The organism is Streptomyces sp., from assembly GCF_019510245.1.
GTDB lineage: Bacteria > Actinomycetota > Actinomycetes > Streptomycetales > Streptomycetaceae > Streptomyces.
The window spans coordinates 1-14,303 of sequence record NZ_JAEKKT010000252.1; the positions used below are offsets into that span (position 1 = coordinate 1).

Below are 14,303 nucleotides of genomic sequence, written 5' to 3' on the forward strand. Positions count from 1 at the left end.
CTGCCGACCGGCCTGTCCATCAGCAGCTCGACCGGCAAGATCACGGGAACGGCGTCCACCGCGGGCACCTACCAGGTCACCGTCACCGCGAAGGACTCGACCGGCGCCTCCGGCTCGACGTCCTTCACCTGGACCGTCGGCTCCGCCAGCGGCACCTGCACCTCGACCCAACTGCTCGGCAACGCCGGCTTCGAGTCGGGCAACACCACCTGGACCGCCACCAGCGGGGCCATCACCAACTCCACCAGCGAGGCGGCACACGCCGGTTCCTACTACGCCTGGCTGGACGGCTACGGCTCCGCGCACACCGACACGCTCTCCCAGTCGGTGACCGTGCCGAGCGGCTGCACGGCCACCTTCACCTTCTATCTGCACATCGACACCGCGGAGACCTCGACCAGCAGCGCGTACGACAAGCTGACGGTCACCGCCGGGTCGACGACCCTGGCCACCTACTCCAACCTCAACAAGGCCTCCGGGTACGCCCAGAAGTCCTTCGACCTGTCCTCGTACGCCGGCTCCACCGTCACCGTGAAGTTCAGCGGAGTGGAGGACTCCTCCCTCCAGACCAGCTTCGTCGTGGACGACACCGCCCTGACAACCAGCTGACCCTCCCGAGGGAAACACCCGATCCCGCACGCGGAGACCGTCCGCGTGCGGGACACCCGTTGTCCCCTCGGTCGCCCGCCGTCAGCGGTCGTGGATGACGCGTTCGCAGCTGGTGGGGTAAGGGCGGGCCACGCACCGGGAGCAGGTGCTCATTGCGCTGATGGTCCAGGCCGAGTAGGCAAGCCGGGCGGCACTGCAAAGGCGACCCGGCGGCCGGGACCTGTGCCGTCGGGTCGGCCTCCGGGCGTCGGTCAGGCGGATTCGAGGATCGGGCGGATTTCGACGGTCTCCGGGGTGGGGAGGCTCTTGGCCAGTTCGAGGGCTTCCGCGCGGTCGGCCACCTCGACGATGAACCAGCCGCCGAGGGTTTCATCGCCCGAGTGCGCGGGCCCGTCGGTCACCGTTGATGTCCCGTCGGCCGCAGGCGGTGTGCTCGGTCTCCAGAGCGTCGCCGCCGACCAGTTTCCCGGCCGCGGCGAGGCCGCCGATCCAGCCCTCGTACTCCTTGCGGTACGCGGCCCGGTCGGCCTGGATCCGGCGGCGCGACTCTTCCGTCTCGAAGATCACGAGTGCGTATTTCATGTGACTTCCTCTCCGGCCGCCGTACGGGCGAACCACTGGTGATGTCGGCGCGCAGCCGCTTCGCCTGCCCAAGGCGGTTGTTGTCAAAGGCGGTTAAACGGATGCCTCGTTCGAGGTGATGACCGCATGTGCTTCGGTGGGGCGGTGCGGGGCCGCAGAGTCTTTTGCGGGCGTGGACTTCGCCAGCCACAGGCCGGTGAACACGGCGGTGACCAACGTGACGGTGCCGGCAGCGAGGAAGGCGCTGTTGAGGCCGGTCTCGAAGGAGGCGCCGCCGGATTGCCGGGTGCGGACGACGGCTCCGAGTACCGCCACGCCGAGCACCGCGCCGATCTGCCGGGTGGTGCTGCTGATGCCTGAGGCGAGGCCGCCTTCCTGCGGGCTGACTGCTTGGATGGCGGCGCCTGTCAGTGGGGACAAGGTCAGGGCGAAGCCGATGCCGGCGAGTCCCAGCCGCCACCACACGTTCCCGTAGCCGGTGTCGGCGTGCACCATGCCGAGCGCCAGCAGTCCCAGGCCGGCCAGGGCCAGACCGGTGGTGACCACGATGCGGAAGCCGTACCGCGCGGCGAGCCGGCCCGCGTACGGGCTGACGATCACCATGGCGAGGGATACCGGCAGGGTCTGCAGGCCGGCGCGCAGGATCGAGCTGCCCTGGACATAGACGAAGAACTGGGAGAAGAAGAACGACGAACCCATGAGCGCGAACCCCACCACGGTCATGGCGCTGTTGGACATGGTGAACAGCCGCTGCCGGAACAGCCGCGGCGGCAGCATCGGTGCGGAGCGACGCGCTTCGACGGCGACGAAGGCGGCGAGGAGGATCACCGCGGCGGTGAAGCTGCCCAGGATGACCGGTGAGGTCCAGCCGCGGGCACCGCCCTCGATCAGCCCGTAGGTCAGCACACCCACCGCCAGAACGGACAGCACCGTGCCCGGGATGTCGATCGCGGGGGCGCTCGGATTGCGGGACTCACCGAGGTGGCGCAGGCCGACCAGCAGAAGGACCGCGCCGATGGGCAGGTTGACCAGGAAGATGGCGGGCCAGCCGAAGGCTTGTGTCAGCACGCCGCCGGCCACGGGGCCTGCGGCCAGACCGATTCCGCTGAATCCGGCCCACAGCCCGATCGCCTTGATCCGTTCCTGCGGCGCGGGAAAGGCGGCGGCGAGCAGGGCGAGCGAGGCAGGGCTCAGCGCCGCGGCCCCGATGCCCTGGAACACCCGGCCGGCGACCAGCCAGCCGAGCGAGGGCGCGAGGCTGCACAGCAGCGACGCTGCGGTGAACACCGCCACGCCGGTCAGGTACACCCGCTTGCGGCCGAAGCGGTCGGCGAAGACACCGCCGGACAGCAGCAGCATGGCGACCAGCAGTACGTACGCGTCGACGATCCATTGCAGACCGGTCAGCTGAGTGTGCAGCCGGTGCCGCATATCGGGCAGTGCCGCTCCAACGATCGTGTTGTCGAGCAGGACCATGAACTGGCCCAGGCAGGTCACCGTGAGCAGCACGGCCCGGTTCGATCGACTGCCTGAGGTCGCGTGCGTTGCAGCCATGGGGATCCCCCTCAATCGGTAGTTGCGCCCGGTCACGGCCGATGCGGGTGGCGATACACCTCAGCGACCTAAAGCAGTCAGCGACTGCGTTAGGTGACTGTACGAGGGCTTGCACCGTAAACGCAAGTATCAGCTGCGTTAAGGTGGGATGCATGAACGAGCAAGAGCGAGCCCGGCGACCCGGCGGGCGCAGCGCCCGCGTCGGCGCGCAGGTGCACCAGGCCGTCACCGACCTGATCAGCGAGCGCGGCTACGGCAACTTCACCGTCGGCGAGGTCGCAGCCCGCGCAGGCGTGGCCGACAGCAGCATCTACCGCCGGTGGGGCAGCCTGGAAACCCTGCTCACCGACGTGGCGCTCACCCGCCTCAACGCGCAGTCGCCGATGCCCGACACCGGGAGCCTGGCCGGCGACCTGCACACTTACGCGGCCCAAGTGGCCCGCGAGATCACCGGACCCGACGGTCCGGCGGTCCTGCACCTGGCCGTCGCCCTGTCGAGCAGCGGTCAGCAGGGCCTGCAGGCCGGTGCCGCCCTCCGCGCCGAACGCACCCGGCAACTGCAGGCCATGCTCGATCGCGCCCGCGACCGTGGCGAGCCCGCACCCGACGCGTTCGACGTGCTGGACCACATCCTGGCCCCGATGTACATCCGCGTCTTGTTCGGCATGGTCCCGCTCACCCCGGAGTACATCGACGGGCTGGTCGACCGATTGCTGTGACCTCAACCCGGTTCCCGCGATCAGCCCTCGGACGCGGTGGCAGGGCTCCGCGAGGCGCTCACCGCCGGGCATTCACATACGCGGGCAGCGGCGGTCCGGGTGACGTCATCGGCGGGCGTGCCGCGGCGAGCAAAGTCTTGTTCGGGTTCGGGTTGAGTTGCGGTTGATGCGTCAGGAATCGTCGTCGTACAGCGCGTGCCGATCCGCCACTCGGCGTTCGACCTCTACCGGCTTCGGCGCCCGCACGGCGGCAACGGCGCGATGGACGACGGCAGTTGCGACCTCGACCGGATCCGCCGCAAGATGGATTTCCTCGTCCCTGAGCGGGATGCGCAGATGGCGATGCTGTCCGCCAGCCGCTTCACGGTCGGCAGCGTCCTGGAAGAGCAGGCAGACACCGGCCCCGATGCCGGTGCGGATCTACCGGCTGACTTGCCGGTGATCGATCACGAGTCGGCGTTCGAGGCGGGCCTTGCCCTCATCCTGAGCGGCCTGGTGCACCGTACTGGGGTGTAGGGAGTTGACTGGTCCCGCGGATCAGGCGCCAGATGGGCACGACCAGGGTTGGGGTAACTCGAGGCGACCTGACCTGGCAACGGGGCGAGTAAAAGACTCGGCCCCACTCCTCCGCGCGGCTACTGTGCTGCTGACAGATCGTTCAGCGACGAGGGGGTTGAGTCGTGCGGACCACTTCGCACCCGCCGTAGGTACCTCTGGAGAGCCCAGAGGGCCCTACGGAGGCTCTCGATGTCCAGGACTGTTCGCACGACTCCCTTGCGACTCCGCGTCCAAGACGGCGCATCGGAGTCCATGTCCCTGTACGACCTGCGCTACACACACGCCGAAGCGGCCCGGGCCGCCCGCGCAGGCCGTCGCCCTGCTCCGACGAAGACGCTGCGCCGGATCACCTCCTGGCAGCCGAGGGTGCTTGACGGCAGAGACGGCTCGCTCGCCGTCGAGATTGCTACGGCAGAGGGTCGGGCCCGGCTCCAAGGGCGACTCCAAGCGCAGCGCATCCGCGGACTGCACCACGCCGGCCACGACATTGACGACGTGGACATCCCTCCCGTCCGGCATCGTCACGGTGGGCTCTGGCATGACTGATAGACCCGAAGCCCCAAGGATTGACCGCACGTGCAAGCACCGTGAAGCTCATGGCCGGTTGAGGCCGAGTATGCGCGGCGCCCGCTCGGGCACGGCCGGCTCCGCGAGCAGGCCCAGCAGCCGCGTCCGGTCCGCATCCAACAGCAGCCGCTGACAAAGCCGTTGACAGGGCGCACCAGCAGCCTGATCGCCGTTCTGTTGGGTCGGACGCTGAGCCGGCACAACCAAACCCCGAGCGACACGGGCGGATGCGCGAGGGACACGGCGCGTGTGAGCGCCGCTTGGTGCGGTGCGGGGCCAAGCGGATGGGCTGGTATCAGGCTGCCTGGGCGGTCAGGACGGCCTTGGCCGCCAGCCGGAGATTCCTGATCATCGGATTCGGGTCGTCCTTGCGGCTGACCAGGAGGACCTGGCTGGGGGGAGCGCCCTCGATCGGGACGGTGACGAGGTGGGGGCGTAGTGAGCTACGCCGGTCACCGACCGGCAGCACGGCGATCGCCCTGCCGCTCGCGACGAGTTCGAGCTTGTCCTCGTAGCTCTCGATCGGCGGCACGCCGGCCCCCAGGATCCGGTAGGAAGCCCAGTCCGCGGTCTCGAACGCGCATGGCGCCGCCTCCTCGTCGGCCAGTTCTTCCGCGGTCACCGACGTGCGGTCGGCCAAGGGATGGCCGCGCGGGACCACGAGCATCCGGGGCTCCTCGTACAGCGGCGTGGTGAACAGGTCGTCGTCGGCGAGTGGCAGCGGGGCCCGCGCGATCAGGGCGTCGACGCGCTTGTCGGACAGCGCCCCGACGTCGCGGCAGCTCAGATGCCGGGTGGCGATCTCGGCGTCCGGGTGACGGCGGCGCAGTTCCGCTACGGCGGTGGTGATCACCAGGTCTTCGACGTAGCCGATGGCGATGCGTTCGGTTTCGGCTTCTTCACGCACGGCCAACTCGGCGTGGCGGGCAGCCTGCAGCAGGGCTTGGGCCCGGGGGAGGAACCTCTCCCCGGCCGGAGTGAGGCGGGTGCCCTGGGGTGTGCGGTCCAGCAGCCGTGCGCCCAGGTGCTTCTCGAGCCGTTGGATCTGGCGGCTCAGCGCCGGCTGTGCCACGTGCAGGTCGGCGGCGGCCCGGCCGAAGTGCTGGTGCGCCGCCACCACGGTGAAGTAGCGCACCAGTCGTAGTTCCAGGTCCTGTCCGAGATCGTTCACTCCTCCAGCGTACGTGTCATGCCGTTTCGGAATGATCAGGTTGCCGAACAGGTCTTGGACGGCCAAGCCGTCCTGGCCCTTGACTGAAGGAGCAACGTTTCCCCGAGAAAGTGACAGGCGTGATGAAGGCGATCCAGTTCCACGAAGCGGGCGGACCAGAGGTTTTGCAGTATGACGAGGTGCCGGTTCCCGAGATCGGCCCGGGGGAAGTGCTCGTCCGGGTGCATGCGGTGGGCATCAACCCGCCGGACTGGTACCTGCGTGAGGGGATGAAGGTCATGCCGGCCGAGATGAGGCCGGCGCTGGAGTACCCCCTGATCCCCGGAACAGACATGTCGGGCGTGGTCCAGGCGGTTGCTCCGGACGTGCTGGGATTCGCCGTCGGTGACGAGGTCTTCGGCATGCTGCGGTTCCCCGGATTCGACGGTCGGACGTACGCCGAGTACGTGGCCGCGCCGGCTTCGGACCTGGCTCACAAGCCGGCCGGCATCGACCACGTGCAGGCGGCCGGGGCGCCGATGGCCGTGCTGACGGCCTGGCAGTACCTGGTGGATCTGGGCCACGACGTGCCGTCTCCCTTCACCGGCCAGGTGCACCGGCCGGTGCCGATCACGCCAGGGATGACCGTGCTGGTCAACGGGGCCGCCGGGGGAGTGGGCCACTTCGCGGTGCAGCTGGCGAAATGGAAGGGGGCACACGTGATCGCGGTGGCCTCGGGCCGGCACGAGCAGTTCCTGCGCAAGCTGGGCGCCGACGAGTTCATCGACTACACCAGGACGCGGGCCGCGGACGTGGTCAGCGGTGTCGACCTGGTGATCGACACCGTCGGTGGCCCGGGCAGCTCACGCTTCCTGACCGTGCTCAAGCGGGGCGGCACCATGCTTCCCGTGTTCTTCGCCCAGTACGACCCGGAAGAGACGGCGAGTCTGGGCATCACTGTCTCGAACATTCAGGTGCGATCCAACGGCCCCCAACTCGCCGAGATCGGGCGCCTGTTCGATGAGGGGAAGCTCCAGGTCGGGGTGGACAGCACCTACCCGCTGCCCGAGGCGCGCAGCGCGCACGCGCGGGCAGCGCAGGGCCACATCCAGGGCAAGATCGTACTGACGGTGGCCTCGTGATCGCCGAACTCCAGCAGGCGGTGGCGAAATACGCCCACGCTCTGGACGAGCTGAATGTGCCCCAGTTGGAAGCGGTCCTGACCGAAGACACCACCTGGACCTTCACGATGCCCGGACGGGGAGTGCTCGGCCCGGTCGCCGGACGCGCGGCGGTGCTCGACTTCATCCGTGAAGGACACAGGACCCAGACCGGAAGGGTGCGGCACCACCTGGGCAACGTCGTGGTCACGACGACCGACGCCGCCACCGCTGAGGTGCGGGCCTGTCTGCTGCAGACGAGGAACACCGGCGAGAGTATCCAGATGATCTCGACCGGGGTCTACACCTTCGGCCTGCGCCGGTCCGACGGTGGGTGGCGGATCGCCGAGCTCACCCTGACGTTGGACAACGACCTTTAGGGCGGGGCCAGTCGGTGCGTCCGGCGGATCATCGGGTGGCTCCGCCGATGCCCGATGCCGACGTGGGGCCGCCCATCGTGGTGGCCCCTCGTGGTGCTTCGACCACTTGCCCCCAAGTGGACCGGACAGTCGTGCAGCGATGCTGCGCCCGGCGTGAGCCGCCCTGCTAGGGCAGTTGCCCGAGAGGGCGGTATGTGAGTGCATAGGTGATTTGCGCCTCGCGGGATTTCCGCTGGCGGAGTGCCTGGACGGTGGGCCTCGGACACGGGGTTCGGTTTCGCGCCTCACCGTCCACACCAGATGCATCAGGTGATGAGGCCGGCGCTGATCAGCCAGATGTGTTCGCAGGTCGAAGATGCCTTTTGCAACTCCTCGCGGGACTTTTGCGAGGCGTGGTAGAACGTCCGCTCGATCATCCAGCACAGGGCGCGTGCCATCGCCGACGCTTGCTCTGGTTCGGTGCCGGCCTCAACGCCGGCTCGTTCCAGGACGGCGGCGATGGCCGTGATGAACAAGTCAGCTGTGTGGCTCCACAGCTCGCCGATCTCCGGCACGGTCAACGACAGGTCGATCGCCGTGCGCATGACCAGACCGTGCTCGTTCCACAGCTCGACCGTGCGCCGCATCGCTGCCGCGATGGCCTGGCGTGGCTCGTCGGTCTGCGCGGTGGCCCGGGACCGCTCCCACAGGTGCTCAACGGTGCGGGCCACGAGCGCCGTGACCACTTCTTGCTTGGAGCCGAAGTAGAAGTACAGGGCGCCACGTGTGATGCCGGCGCCCTGCGCGATGTCGCCAACGGTCATGGCGTCATAGCCCTGTTGCGCCAGCAGAGCTTCGCAGGTGTCGAGGATGGCCCGCTCCCGGACGTCACCCTTGCGTTCGGTGGTGCGTCGGCTCCGTGCGGGGTGGTGGTCGGGCATCAGAGCTGAGCGCCCTCGGCGAAGTCGGTGGTACGGGAGAGCGTCTCCCATGCGCGGATGTCCTCGTCCACGGCCGTGCGCGCGGCGGTGACCAGTCGCAGCGCGTCCGAGCCCAGGACGAGGTGGGCCGGCGGCTGGTCGACCGACGCGATGTGCACGACGGCGTCCCCGGCCTTGGCCGGATTGCCCAGCTGGTTCCCGCTGGCCTTCTGCCGCGCTTCACGGATGGGGGTGAACAGCTCGTCGTAGTCGTCGATGGACCGCGCGGTGCGTGTCATGGACCGTCCGGCCCAGTCGGTGCGGAAGGACCCGGGTTCGATCGCCGTCACGTGGATCCCGAATTGTGCGACCTCCTTGCCCAGTGCCTCGAGGATGCCTTCCAGGGCGAACTTGCTGCCGCAGTAGGCGGACATGCCGGGCACGGCCATCAGCCCGCCCATGGAGGTGACGGCCATCAGGTGTCCGCGGCGGCGCCGGCGCATGTGGGGCATGGCCGCCTGCAGCGTGGCCACTGTCCCGAATACGTTGACCTCGAACTGCCGTCGCACGTCGGCCAGCGGCGTCTCCTCGAAGGTGCCCTCCAGGCCGTAGCCCGCGTTGGCGACGACGACATCCAGGGGGCCGACGCTCTGTTCCACCTCCGTGATCACACTCGAGACGGCGGCGTCGTCGGTCACATCCAGGATGCGGCCGTGAGCGTACCCGGGTTTGAGCTCTTGGAAGGCCCGCAGGTCCTCCTCGGAGCGGACCGTGCCGACGACGGTGTGCCCGGCGGTCAGCGCGGCTTGGGCGAAGGCACGTCCAAGGCCCGTGCTGACGCCGGTGATGAGCCACTTCTGCTGCTGCACTGCTCCTCCAGAAAGGTCTCGCGAGGAGCTGGACTGCCCCCTCACCCAGAGATTCTACACAACGTCGAGTTTTATCAACGTGATGTTGATTCTGTCGCCCCGACGGCATCATGCTCAGCCGACGTCAATCCGGTCCCTCACCGACCCGCAGGCGCACGCCGCTGTACGCACTGGCTGGTGAGCTGCGGGTGCTGTCCTGCGATGTCACTCCGGCCGGCACCGCCCGCATCCGGCGGATCCTGGCCCGTCATGCTCTGGCGTCGCGCTCCTCAGTCAGCCATGTCCTGAGAAGGCGGGATGAGGGCTGATGGGGTGAGCGGGCAGGTCGTGGTGACACAGGGTGGCTCAGGTCGGTCTTGTAGGACTTGCGCTCGCTCACAGCAACCAGCCCAGCACGCCCATCGCCGCCGACCGGCCGGGATACCGCACTGCCACATTCAGGTGACGCCAAATCACCTATGCACTCTCATACCGCCCTCTGAGCCACAACACGGCAAGGCCGTAGGCGACAGCCGACACGGCAAGTCCCGCGAGGACCGTGGCGGTGTGCGCCCGGTCGGGCAGCGTCTGCCTGAAGAACCCGAACGTGACGTCTCGGGTGATGAGGAATGCTGCGACGGCGGCGAACATCGCACCTGCCGACTGGCGGGTCCACTGTCCCGGCCTGGAGGCGACGCGGCCATCCGGGCGAGGAACAAAAGGATCTGTCACCCGTCACTTGTACCGGTCCCGACGCGACTCAGCAATGGCCGGACCAAGCACCCCGACCCCGTCGTTGAGCACGCACCGCACAACCGGTGCTTCGTCGGCGGCGCTCGCGCTACCGCACTGGCTCCGCCGCATGAGTGTCCGTCGGGAGATTTCGCGGGCGACATCCATCACGGGTTCGTCACCCTTGGCCGCGCCGTCATCTGGCGGCGGCGACTGCGCGCCGCGCTCTGTCGGGGCCAAGAGCGGGCGGGCCCCAGGTGATGGACTGCTCGATGCGGCGGAACGCATACGTGGCAGTCGGGCCCGCGCAGCCTCACAGACGGGATCTCAGTACGTCGACCTCACAGCCCGGTGCGAACGCGTCGAAGCCGTGCTCGATCAGCCAGCGAACTCCCAGCAGGCTGCGCAACGACCACCACGCGCGGATCTCGTCGAGGTCGATGTCGGTGCCGTAGCCGGCGATGACGTCGTCGAGGTGTTCCTCGTGTCCGAGCGTGAGGGTGGCGAGGTCGAACAGCGCATCACCTTGGCCCGCTTCGGACCAGTCGATGATGCCGGTGACCTCGTCGTCGTCGACGAAGACGTGGTCGATCTGCAGGTCGCCGTGCGTGAACGCCGGCGTCCACGGCCGGAGGGCGGCCTCGGCGACCTGGCGGTTACGGGTGACCAGGTCGGCGGGCAGGACACCGTTCTTCACGAGCAACTCGCACTCGCCGTCGAGTTCCGCCGCCAACTCGTCGGGATCCCGGCGGCGCCGGCCGCGCCAGGGCGGCAACGGTGCGTCGTGCAGCTTTCGGATGGCGGCGCCCGCCGCGGCCCACGCCGCCGGCGACGCGGTCGACGGCTCGCCCAGGCGGCCGAGCGCCGTCCCCGGGACCGCGGCGATCGCGAGCACGGGCGGCTTGCGCCACAGGACCTGCGGGGTCGGAACCGGCGCGAGGGCCATCGCCTCGACCTCGACGTCGATGCGTGCCTGATCGGTGTCCACCTTCAAGAACACGTCGCCGACGCGCAGGGTCGCACGCTCGGAATGGGCGACGACGACTTTGACCTCATCCATGGGCGACCAGTATCCCGGGGACGGTCGCCGACGTCTCCGGGTTTTACCGCGTGCGATGACGCGGCTGACCGCGTCCCGCAACCCAGCGGCCTCGCGCCCGACACCGACCTCTGACCAGGTCAAGCCCACCACCGTGAGGAGGAGTCCTTGTGAACCTCAACCTCACCAGGATGCTCACTATGGCATCCGCGACTTCGTTGGCGGCAAGGGGAGTTCGTGAGCAGGCGCAGCGGATGGGCGGATTCGGGAGGCGAGTTGCATCACGGGAGTGTGATGAGGGCGATGCTTTCTGCCTGCGCGATGGCCAGCCGGGTGCCGTCGGGGTGGAGGGCAGCGACGGGAGAGGGGACGGCGCTGACGCCGAAGCAGGTGGTCTTGACGGATACGCCGACCTCGGGCCATTCCGCAACGAGGCGCCCGGTAGCAGTGTCCAGCAGTCGCGGGTGGCCGAGGAGAGAGATCACGTGGTCGCCGCGGGGGAGGAGCAGGATGCCCGGTTCGGCGTCGGCGATCGGGTTGCGGTGGAGCCACCGTGCCTCGGACAGTGACCACACACCGAGGTGGCGAGGCGGAAGTGCGGACTCCTCTCCGTCGTTCCAAGCTTCGGCCCCCGTCGCCAGTGCCAGCCGATCTGCGTCGAGCCAGCAGCCCGCTGTCACCTCGCCGTCCATGACGGCCGTTGTCGGCAGCAGACCCTCGCCGTCCAGAGTGCCGGGGTCGGTGAGCGCGAGCGCCGTGTCGTAGACCATGGCGATCCCGAAGGGATGCCAAAACCATCCGACCGCCAGCAGGTGCCGGCCGTCGGGGCTCAGGCTGAGCCTGGAGTGGAAGACGTCCTGCGGCTCACGACTGCCGACCGTGAGCCGCTCGCCGCTCGCCGCGTCCTCGATCTGGAGCTCGTTGTACTCGTCGGGGCAGTGCACGACGACCTCGCGCCCGTCACCCAATGTGCCCAATGCGAGCGGGTAGTCGTAGTTCGGCGCCTGGTAGTCGCTACGGACCAGCTCTCGCACGACCCGTTCTCGTGCGAGCAACACCCCCTTGCTGCCGCGTTCCTGGTACACCGCGGAGTACCGCCCTGAGGCCGAGGTGGTTCCGGCATCGAACGGAGAGCTCCACGTGAAGACGGAGACCAGTTCGTCGCCCTGCCACACCAGCGCTTTCGGCGTGGCCGTTACCGGTATCGACTCCACGGTCATCGATGCCCCCCCATTCTGAGAACCTTGGACAGGCCCTTCGCGGGGAATGTACGGGATCCCATCGGCTGGGAAGCGGCCGGGAGCACACGGATGGCTCACCCGATAGCTCTCGGGCCACCGCCACGTCTGGCTTCTGACTGCCTCGCGGCGAGCACGAAGCGAACTGTCAGGTACACGATGGCGAGCATGCCGCCTGCTCCTAATTAGTTGGGGCTCGGGACTCACCCGCCTCTACGGCGAGAAACCGATCGGTATGTCAATCGTGAACTGATCGGTTTCCGCCCGCAAGTCCGAGCGGAGGGGCGCCGTTCGGCGTGTCCCTATGTCGGCGCGGCCGCCTCCCTGTGTCCTGATCGCGCACCTTGAACTCGTGAAGTCGTTGCGGTGGGGGACGGCCCGGTCCCGGCGAGGCAGGGTTCCTCGCGGTGATGGTCGCGCTGCATGGGCGCTCGGCCAACGCTCACACGTCCAGTACCAACCGCTCGCCTTTCGGTGCGCGCGAGACGCAGGGCAGCATGGCGCCGGCCGCGCGTTCGGTGGCGGTGAGGCGGCGGTCACGGTGATCGACCTGGCCGTGGGCCACCCGTAGCCGGCAGGTGCCGCAGAACCCCTGGCGGCAGGAGAACGGCAGGTCCGGCAGGGCCTCGTGGAGTACGTCCAGGGCGGAGCGGTCGTACGGCACTGGCAGCACGCGTCCGGTGTCGCCCAGCTGGAGTTCGAAGGGCTCGCCGTCCGTGATCGGGGCCGGGGCGAAACGCTCGAAGTGCAGGGCTGACGCGCGGCTGTCACCGAATGCGCGGCGGACACCGTCGATCATGGGCGCGGGTCCGCAGCAGTACACCGCTCCCGCCGCCGGGCTCATGTTCAGCAGATCGGCTGCTTCGGGCGCGCCGAACTCGTCGTCAGGGCGGATGGAGACCCGGCCAGGGGCTGCGGCTGCGAGATCGGCCAGCTCCGGCGCGAAGGGCATCGAGCTGCGGCTGCGGCCGGTGTGCACGAGCCTCCAGTCCAGCCCGCGTCGGGTGGCTTCCCGGGCCATCGGCAGGATGGGGGTGATTCCGATGCCGCCCGCGATGAGCAGGATGGATGCTTCGGCGGCGAAGGGGAAGGCGTTCCGGGGCCCGGTGATGGCGACCCTCGTACCCTCTCGGAGGGCGTCGTGTACCTCTGTCGAACCGCCCGCGCCGCCGATGATGCGGCGCACAGCGATGCGGTAGCGGTACCGGTCGGCAGAGTCGCCGCACAGGGAGTACTGCCGTTTGCGGCCGGAGGGCAGGTGCAGTTCGATGTGGGCGCCGGGCTGCCAGGGCGGGAGCATTGCCCCGTCGGGTGCTGCCAGCCGCAGGGAGACGACATCCTCGGCCTCCTGCTGCTTGGCGCCGACCACCAGTTCCCGGATCACGGGCGACTCGGCGGTGGGCGGGCGCCTGGGAGGAGTGCCGCGCCGCGCGAGGCGCGCGACCGCGTTGTCGCTGAAGGCTGCCAGCTTCTGCATGAAGGAGTCGCTGCGCGGCCTGCCGTACAGGTCCGGCGGTCGAGTGACGGGTGTGCCGAGGTCCATGGGATGCCTCACTGGTTGCCGGGTCATCGGGCAGCCGCTCGGGCAGCGGGTGACGCCGCCAGGTAGGCGACCGCCTGTTGGGTCGAGCCCTCCTGGGTGGGGTGGTAGCCGGGGCGGAAGTAGCGCAGAACCGAGCGGGCGAACGCGCCCGGCAGGGGCAGCAGGTCTTTGCGGGCCGCGGCCAGGTAGTCGCGGAAGCGGACCTTGACCCGGTCGTCGACTTCGGGGTCGGCGCTCATCAGGAAGCGAACTCCACGGATCCACAGCCGGGTCAGCACCGGAGCGGTGACGAGCATGCCGACCACGCGGCGCCGGTACCCGGGATCGAGGTGTACCAGCAGGTCGAACGCGACCGAGCGGTGTTCGACCTCCTCCGCGCCGTGCCAGCGGAACAGATCGAGCATCGCGGGGTCCGCGCCGGCCTGATCCAGGTGTCCGTTGCTGAGAATCCAGTGACCCATGTAGGCGGTGAAGTGCTCGAAGGCTGCGATGAGGGCGAGCCGTTGGAGGAGGTGAGTGTGTGCGGCGGCCGGCGTCAGCTCCGGCCGGTCTCCGAGGACCCTGCGGAAGATCCATTCGGACTGCAGGGTGTACGGAGCCGGGTCCAGCCCCTTGGCGAGCAGGTGCTCCAGGACCTCCTGGTGCGCCTCGGCGTGCATCGCTTCCTGGCCGATGAAGCCGCGTACGTCCTCGCGCAGCCGCTCGTCGGTGATCAGTGGCAGTGC

At 68.9% G+C, this 14,303-nt stretch carries 16 protein-coding genes; 5 read left to right on the forward strand and 11 right to left on the reverse strand.

The window, feature by feature from the left end:
* A partial coding sequence (locus JF597_RS47820) for a putative Ig domain-containing protein (RefSeq protein WP_294011793.1) occupies positions 1 to 609 on the forward strand: 609 nt, incomplete at its 5' end.
* A 251-nt stretch (positions 610 to 860) separates the two neighbouring features.
* Here JF597_RS47820 and JF597_RS47825 read toward each other — a convergent pair.
* The 3 genes from JF597_RS47825 to JF597_RS47835 all read right to left on the reverse strand — a co-directional run bounded on the left by JF597_RS47825 (position 861) and on the right by JF597_RS47835 (position 2,745).
* Positions 861 to 1,010, reverse strand: a complete 150-nt coding sequence (locus JF597_RS47825; protein WP_294011795.1) for a YciI family protein — start codon at positions 1,008 to 1,010, stop codon at positions 861 to 863.
* Entirely contained in the window at positions 979 to 1,191 is a 213-nt protein-coding gene (locus tag JF597_RS47830) for a hypothetical protein (protein ID WP_294011797.1), read from the reverse strand. Before JF597_RS47830 ends, JF597_RS47825 begins: the two co-directional genes overlap by 32 nt.
* A 93-nt stretch (positions 1,192 to 1,284) precedes the next feature.
* Complete coding sequence (locus JF597_RS47835; RefSeq protein WP_294011799.1) at positions 1,285 to 2,745, reverse strand: MFS transporter; 1,461 nt, start codon at positions 2,743 to 2,745, stop codon at positions 1,285 to 1,287.
* A 152-nt stretch (positions 2,746 to 2,897) separates the two neighbouring features.
* Here JF597_RS47835 and JF597_RS47840 point away from each other — a divergent pair, with 152 nt between their 5' ends.
* Together JF597_RS47840 and JF597_RS47845 are read left to right on the forward strand one after the other, a co-directional pair.
* A complete protein-coding gene (locus tag JF597_RS47840) occupies positions 2,898 to 3,464 on the forward strand; it encodes a TetR/AcrR family transcriptional regulator (RefSeq protein WP_294011801.1) in 567 nt (188 codons plus the stop codon).
* 195 nt (positions 3,465 to 3,659) lie between these two features.
* Positions 3,660 to 3,980 carry a hypothetical protein gene (locus JF597_RS47845; protein WP_294011804.1) on the forward strand — a complete coding sequence of 107 codons (321 nt, stop codon included), beginning with the start codon at positions 3,660 to 3,662 and terminating at the stop codon, positions 3,978 to 3,980.
* Positions 3,981 to 4,884: 904 nt separating this feature from the next.
* Here JF597_RS47845 and JF597_RS47850 read toward each other — a convergent pair.
* Entirely contained in the window at positions 4,885 to 5,760 is an 876-nt protein-coding gene (locus JF597_RS47850) for a LysR family transcriptional regulator (protein WP_294011806.1), read from the reverse strand.
* 122 nt (positions 5,761 to 5,882) lie between these two features.
* On the opposite strand from JF597_RS47850, the gene JF597_RS47855 reads away from it, so the two are divergent.
* On the forward strand, positions 5,883 to 6,881 hold the full coding sequence (locus JF597_RS47855) for an NADP-dependent oxidoreductase (RefSeq protein ID WP_294011823.1): 999 nt from the start codon (positions 5,883 to 5,885) through the stop codon (positions 6,879 to 6,881).
* Positions 6,878 to 7,279 (forward strand): nuclear transport factor 2 family protein, encoded by a 402-nt coding sequence (locus JF597_RS47860; protein WP_294011807.1) that lies wholly within the window; start codon positions 6,878 to 6,880, stop codon positions 7,277 to 7,279. Before JF597_RS47855 ends, JF597_RS47860 begins: the two co-directional genes overlap by 4 nt.
* Before the next feature lie 305 nt (positions 7,280 to 7,584).
* On the opposite strand, the gene JF597_RS47865 is transcribed toward JF597_RS47860, so the two are convergent.
* The 7 genes from JF597_RS47865 to JF597_RS47895 form a co-directional block, all read right to left on the reverse strand.
* A complete protein-coding gene (locus JF597_RS47865; protein ID WP_294011809.1) occupies positions 7,585 to 8,199 on the reverse strand; it encodes a TetR/AcrR family transcriptional regulator in 615 nt (204 codons plus the stop codon).
* Positions 8,199 to 9,047, reverse strand: coding sequence for an oxidoreductase (locus tag JF597_RS47870; RefSeq protein ID WP_294011811.1), 849 nt, complete (start codon positions 9,045 to 9,047; stop codon positions 8,199 to 8,201). Before JF597_RS47870 ends, JF597_RS47865 begins: the two co-directional genes overlap by 1 nt.
* Positions 9,048 to 9,503: 456 nt before the next feature.
* Positions 9,504 to 9,677, reverse strand: a complete 174-nt coding sequence (locus tag JF597_RS47875; protein WP_294011813.1) for a hypothetical protein — start codon at positions 9,675 to 9,677, stop codon at positions 9,504 to 9,506.
* A 394-nt stretch (positions 9,678 to 10,071) separates the two neighbouring features.
* Positions 10,072 to 10,818, reverse strand: a complete 747-nt coding sequence (locus tag JF597_RS47880) for a phosphotransferase (protein WP_294011815.1) — start codon at positions 10,816 to 10,818, stop codon at positions 10,072 to 10,074.
* 260 nt (positions 10,819 to 11,078) lie between these two features.
* Entirely contained in the window at positions 11,079 to 12,017 is a 939-nt protein-coding gene (locus JF597_RS47885) for a hypothetical protein (protein WP_294011817.1), read from the reverse strand.
* A gap of 460 nt (positions 12,018 to 12,477) precedes the next feature.
* On the reverse strand, positions 12,478 to 13,578 hold the full coding sequence (locus JF597_RS47890) for a PDR/VanB family oxidoreductase (protein ID WP_294011819.1): 1,101 nt from the start codon (positions 13,576 to 13,578) through the stop codon (positions 12,478 to 12,480).
* A gap of 23 nt (positions 13,579 to 13,601) precedes the next feature.
* Positions 13,602 to 14,303: metal-dependent hydrolase (locus tag JF597_RS47895; protein WP_294011821.1), on the reverse strand; the 702-nt coding region annotated here is incomplete at its 5' end.

Coding starts and splice junctions, on each gene's coding strand:
- JF597_RS47835 (WP_294011799.1), bottom strand. CDS start 2,745: ATGGCTGCAACGCACGCGACCTCAGGCAGTCGATCGAACCGGGCCGTG.
- JF597_RS47865 (WP_294011809.1), bottom strand. CDS start 8,199: ATGCCCGACCACCACCCCGCACGGAGCCGACGCACCACCGAACGCAAG.
- JF597_RS47875 (WP_294011813.1), bottom strand. CDS start 9,677: ATGTTCGCCGCCGTCGCAGCATTCCTCATCACCCGAGACGTCACGTTC.
- JF597_RS47880 (WP_294011815.1), bottom strand. CDS start 10,818: ATGGATGAGGTCAAAGTCGTCGTCGCCCATTCCGAGCGTGCGACCCTG.
- JF597_RS47840 (WP_294011801.1), top strand. CDS start 2,898: ATGAACGAGCAAGAGCGAGCCCGGCGACCCGGCGGGCGCAGCGCCCGC.
- JF597_RS47830 (WP_294011797.1), bottom strand. CDS start 1,191: ATGAAATACGCACTCGTGATCTTCGAGACGGAAGAGTCGCGCCGCCGG.
- JF597_RS47890 (WP_294011819.1), bottom strand. CDS start 13,578: ATGGACCTCGGCACACCCGTCACTCGACCGCCGGACCTGTACGGCAGG.
- JF597_RS47855 (WP_294011823.1), top strand. CDS start 5,883: ATGAAGGCGATCCAGTTCCACGAAGCGGGCGGACCAGAGGTTTTGCAG.
- JF597_RS47885 (WP_294011817.1), bottom strand. CDS start 12,017: ATGACCGTGGAGTCGATACCGGTAACGGCCACGCCGAAAGCGCTGGTG.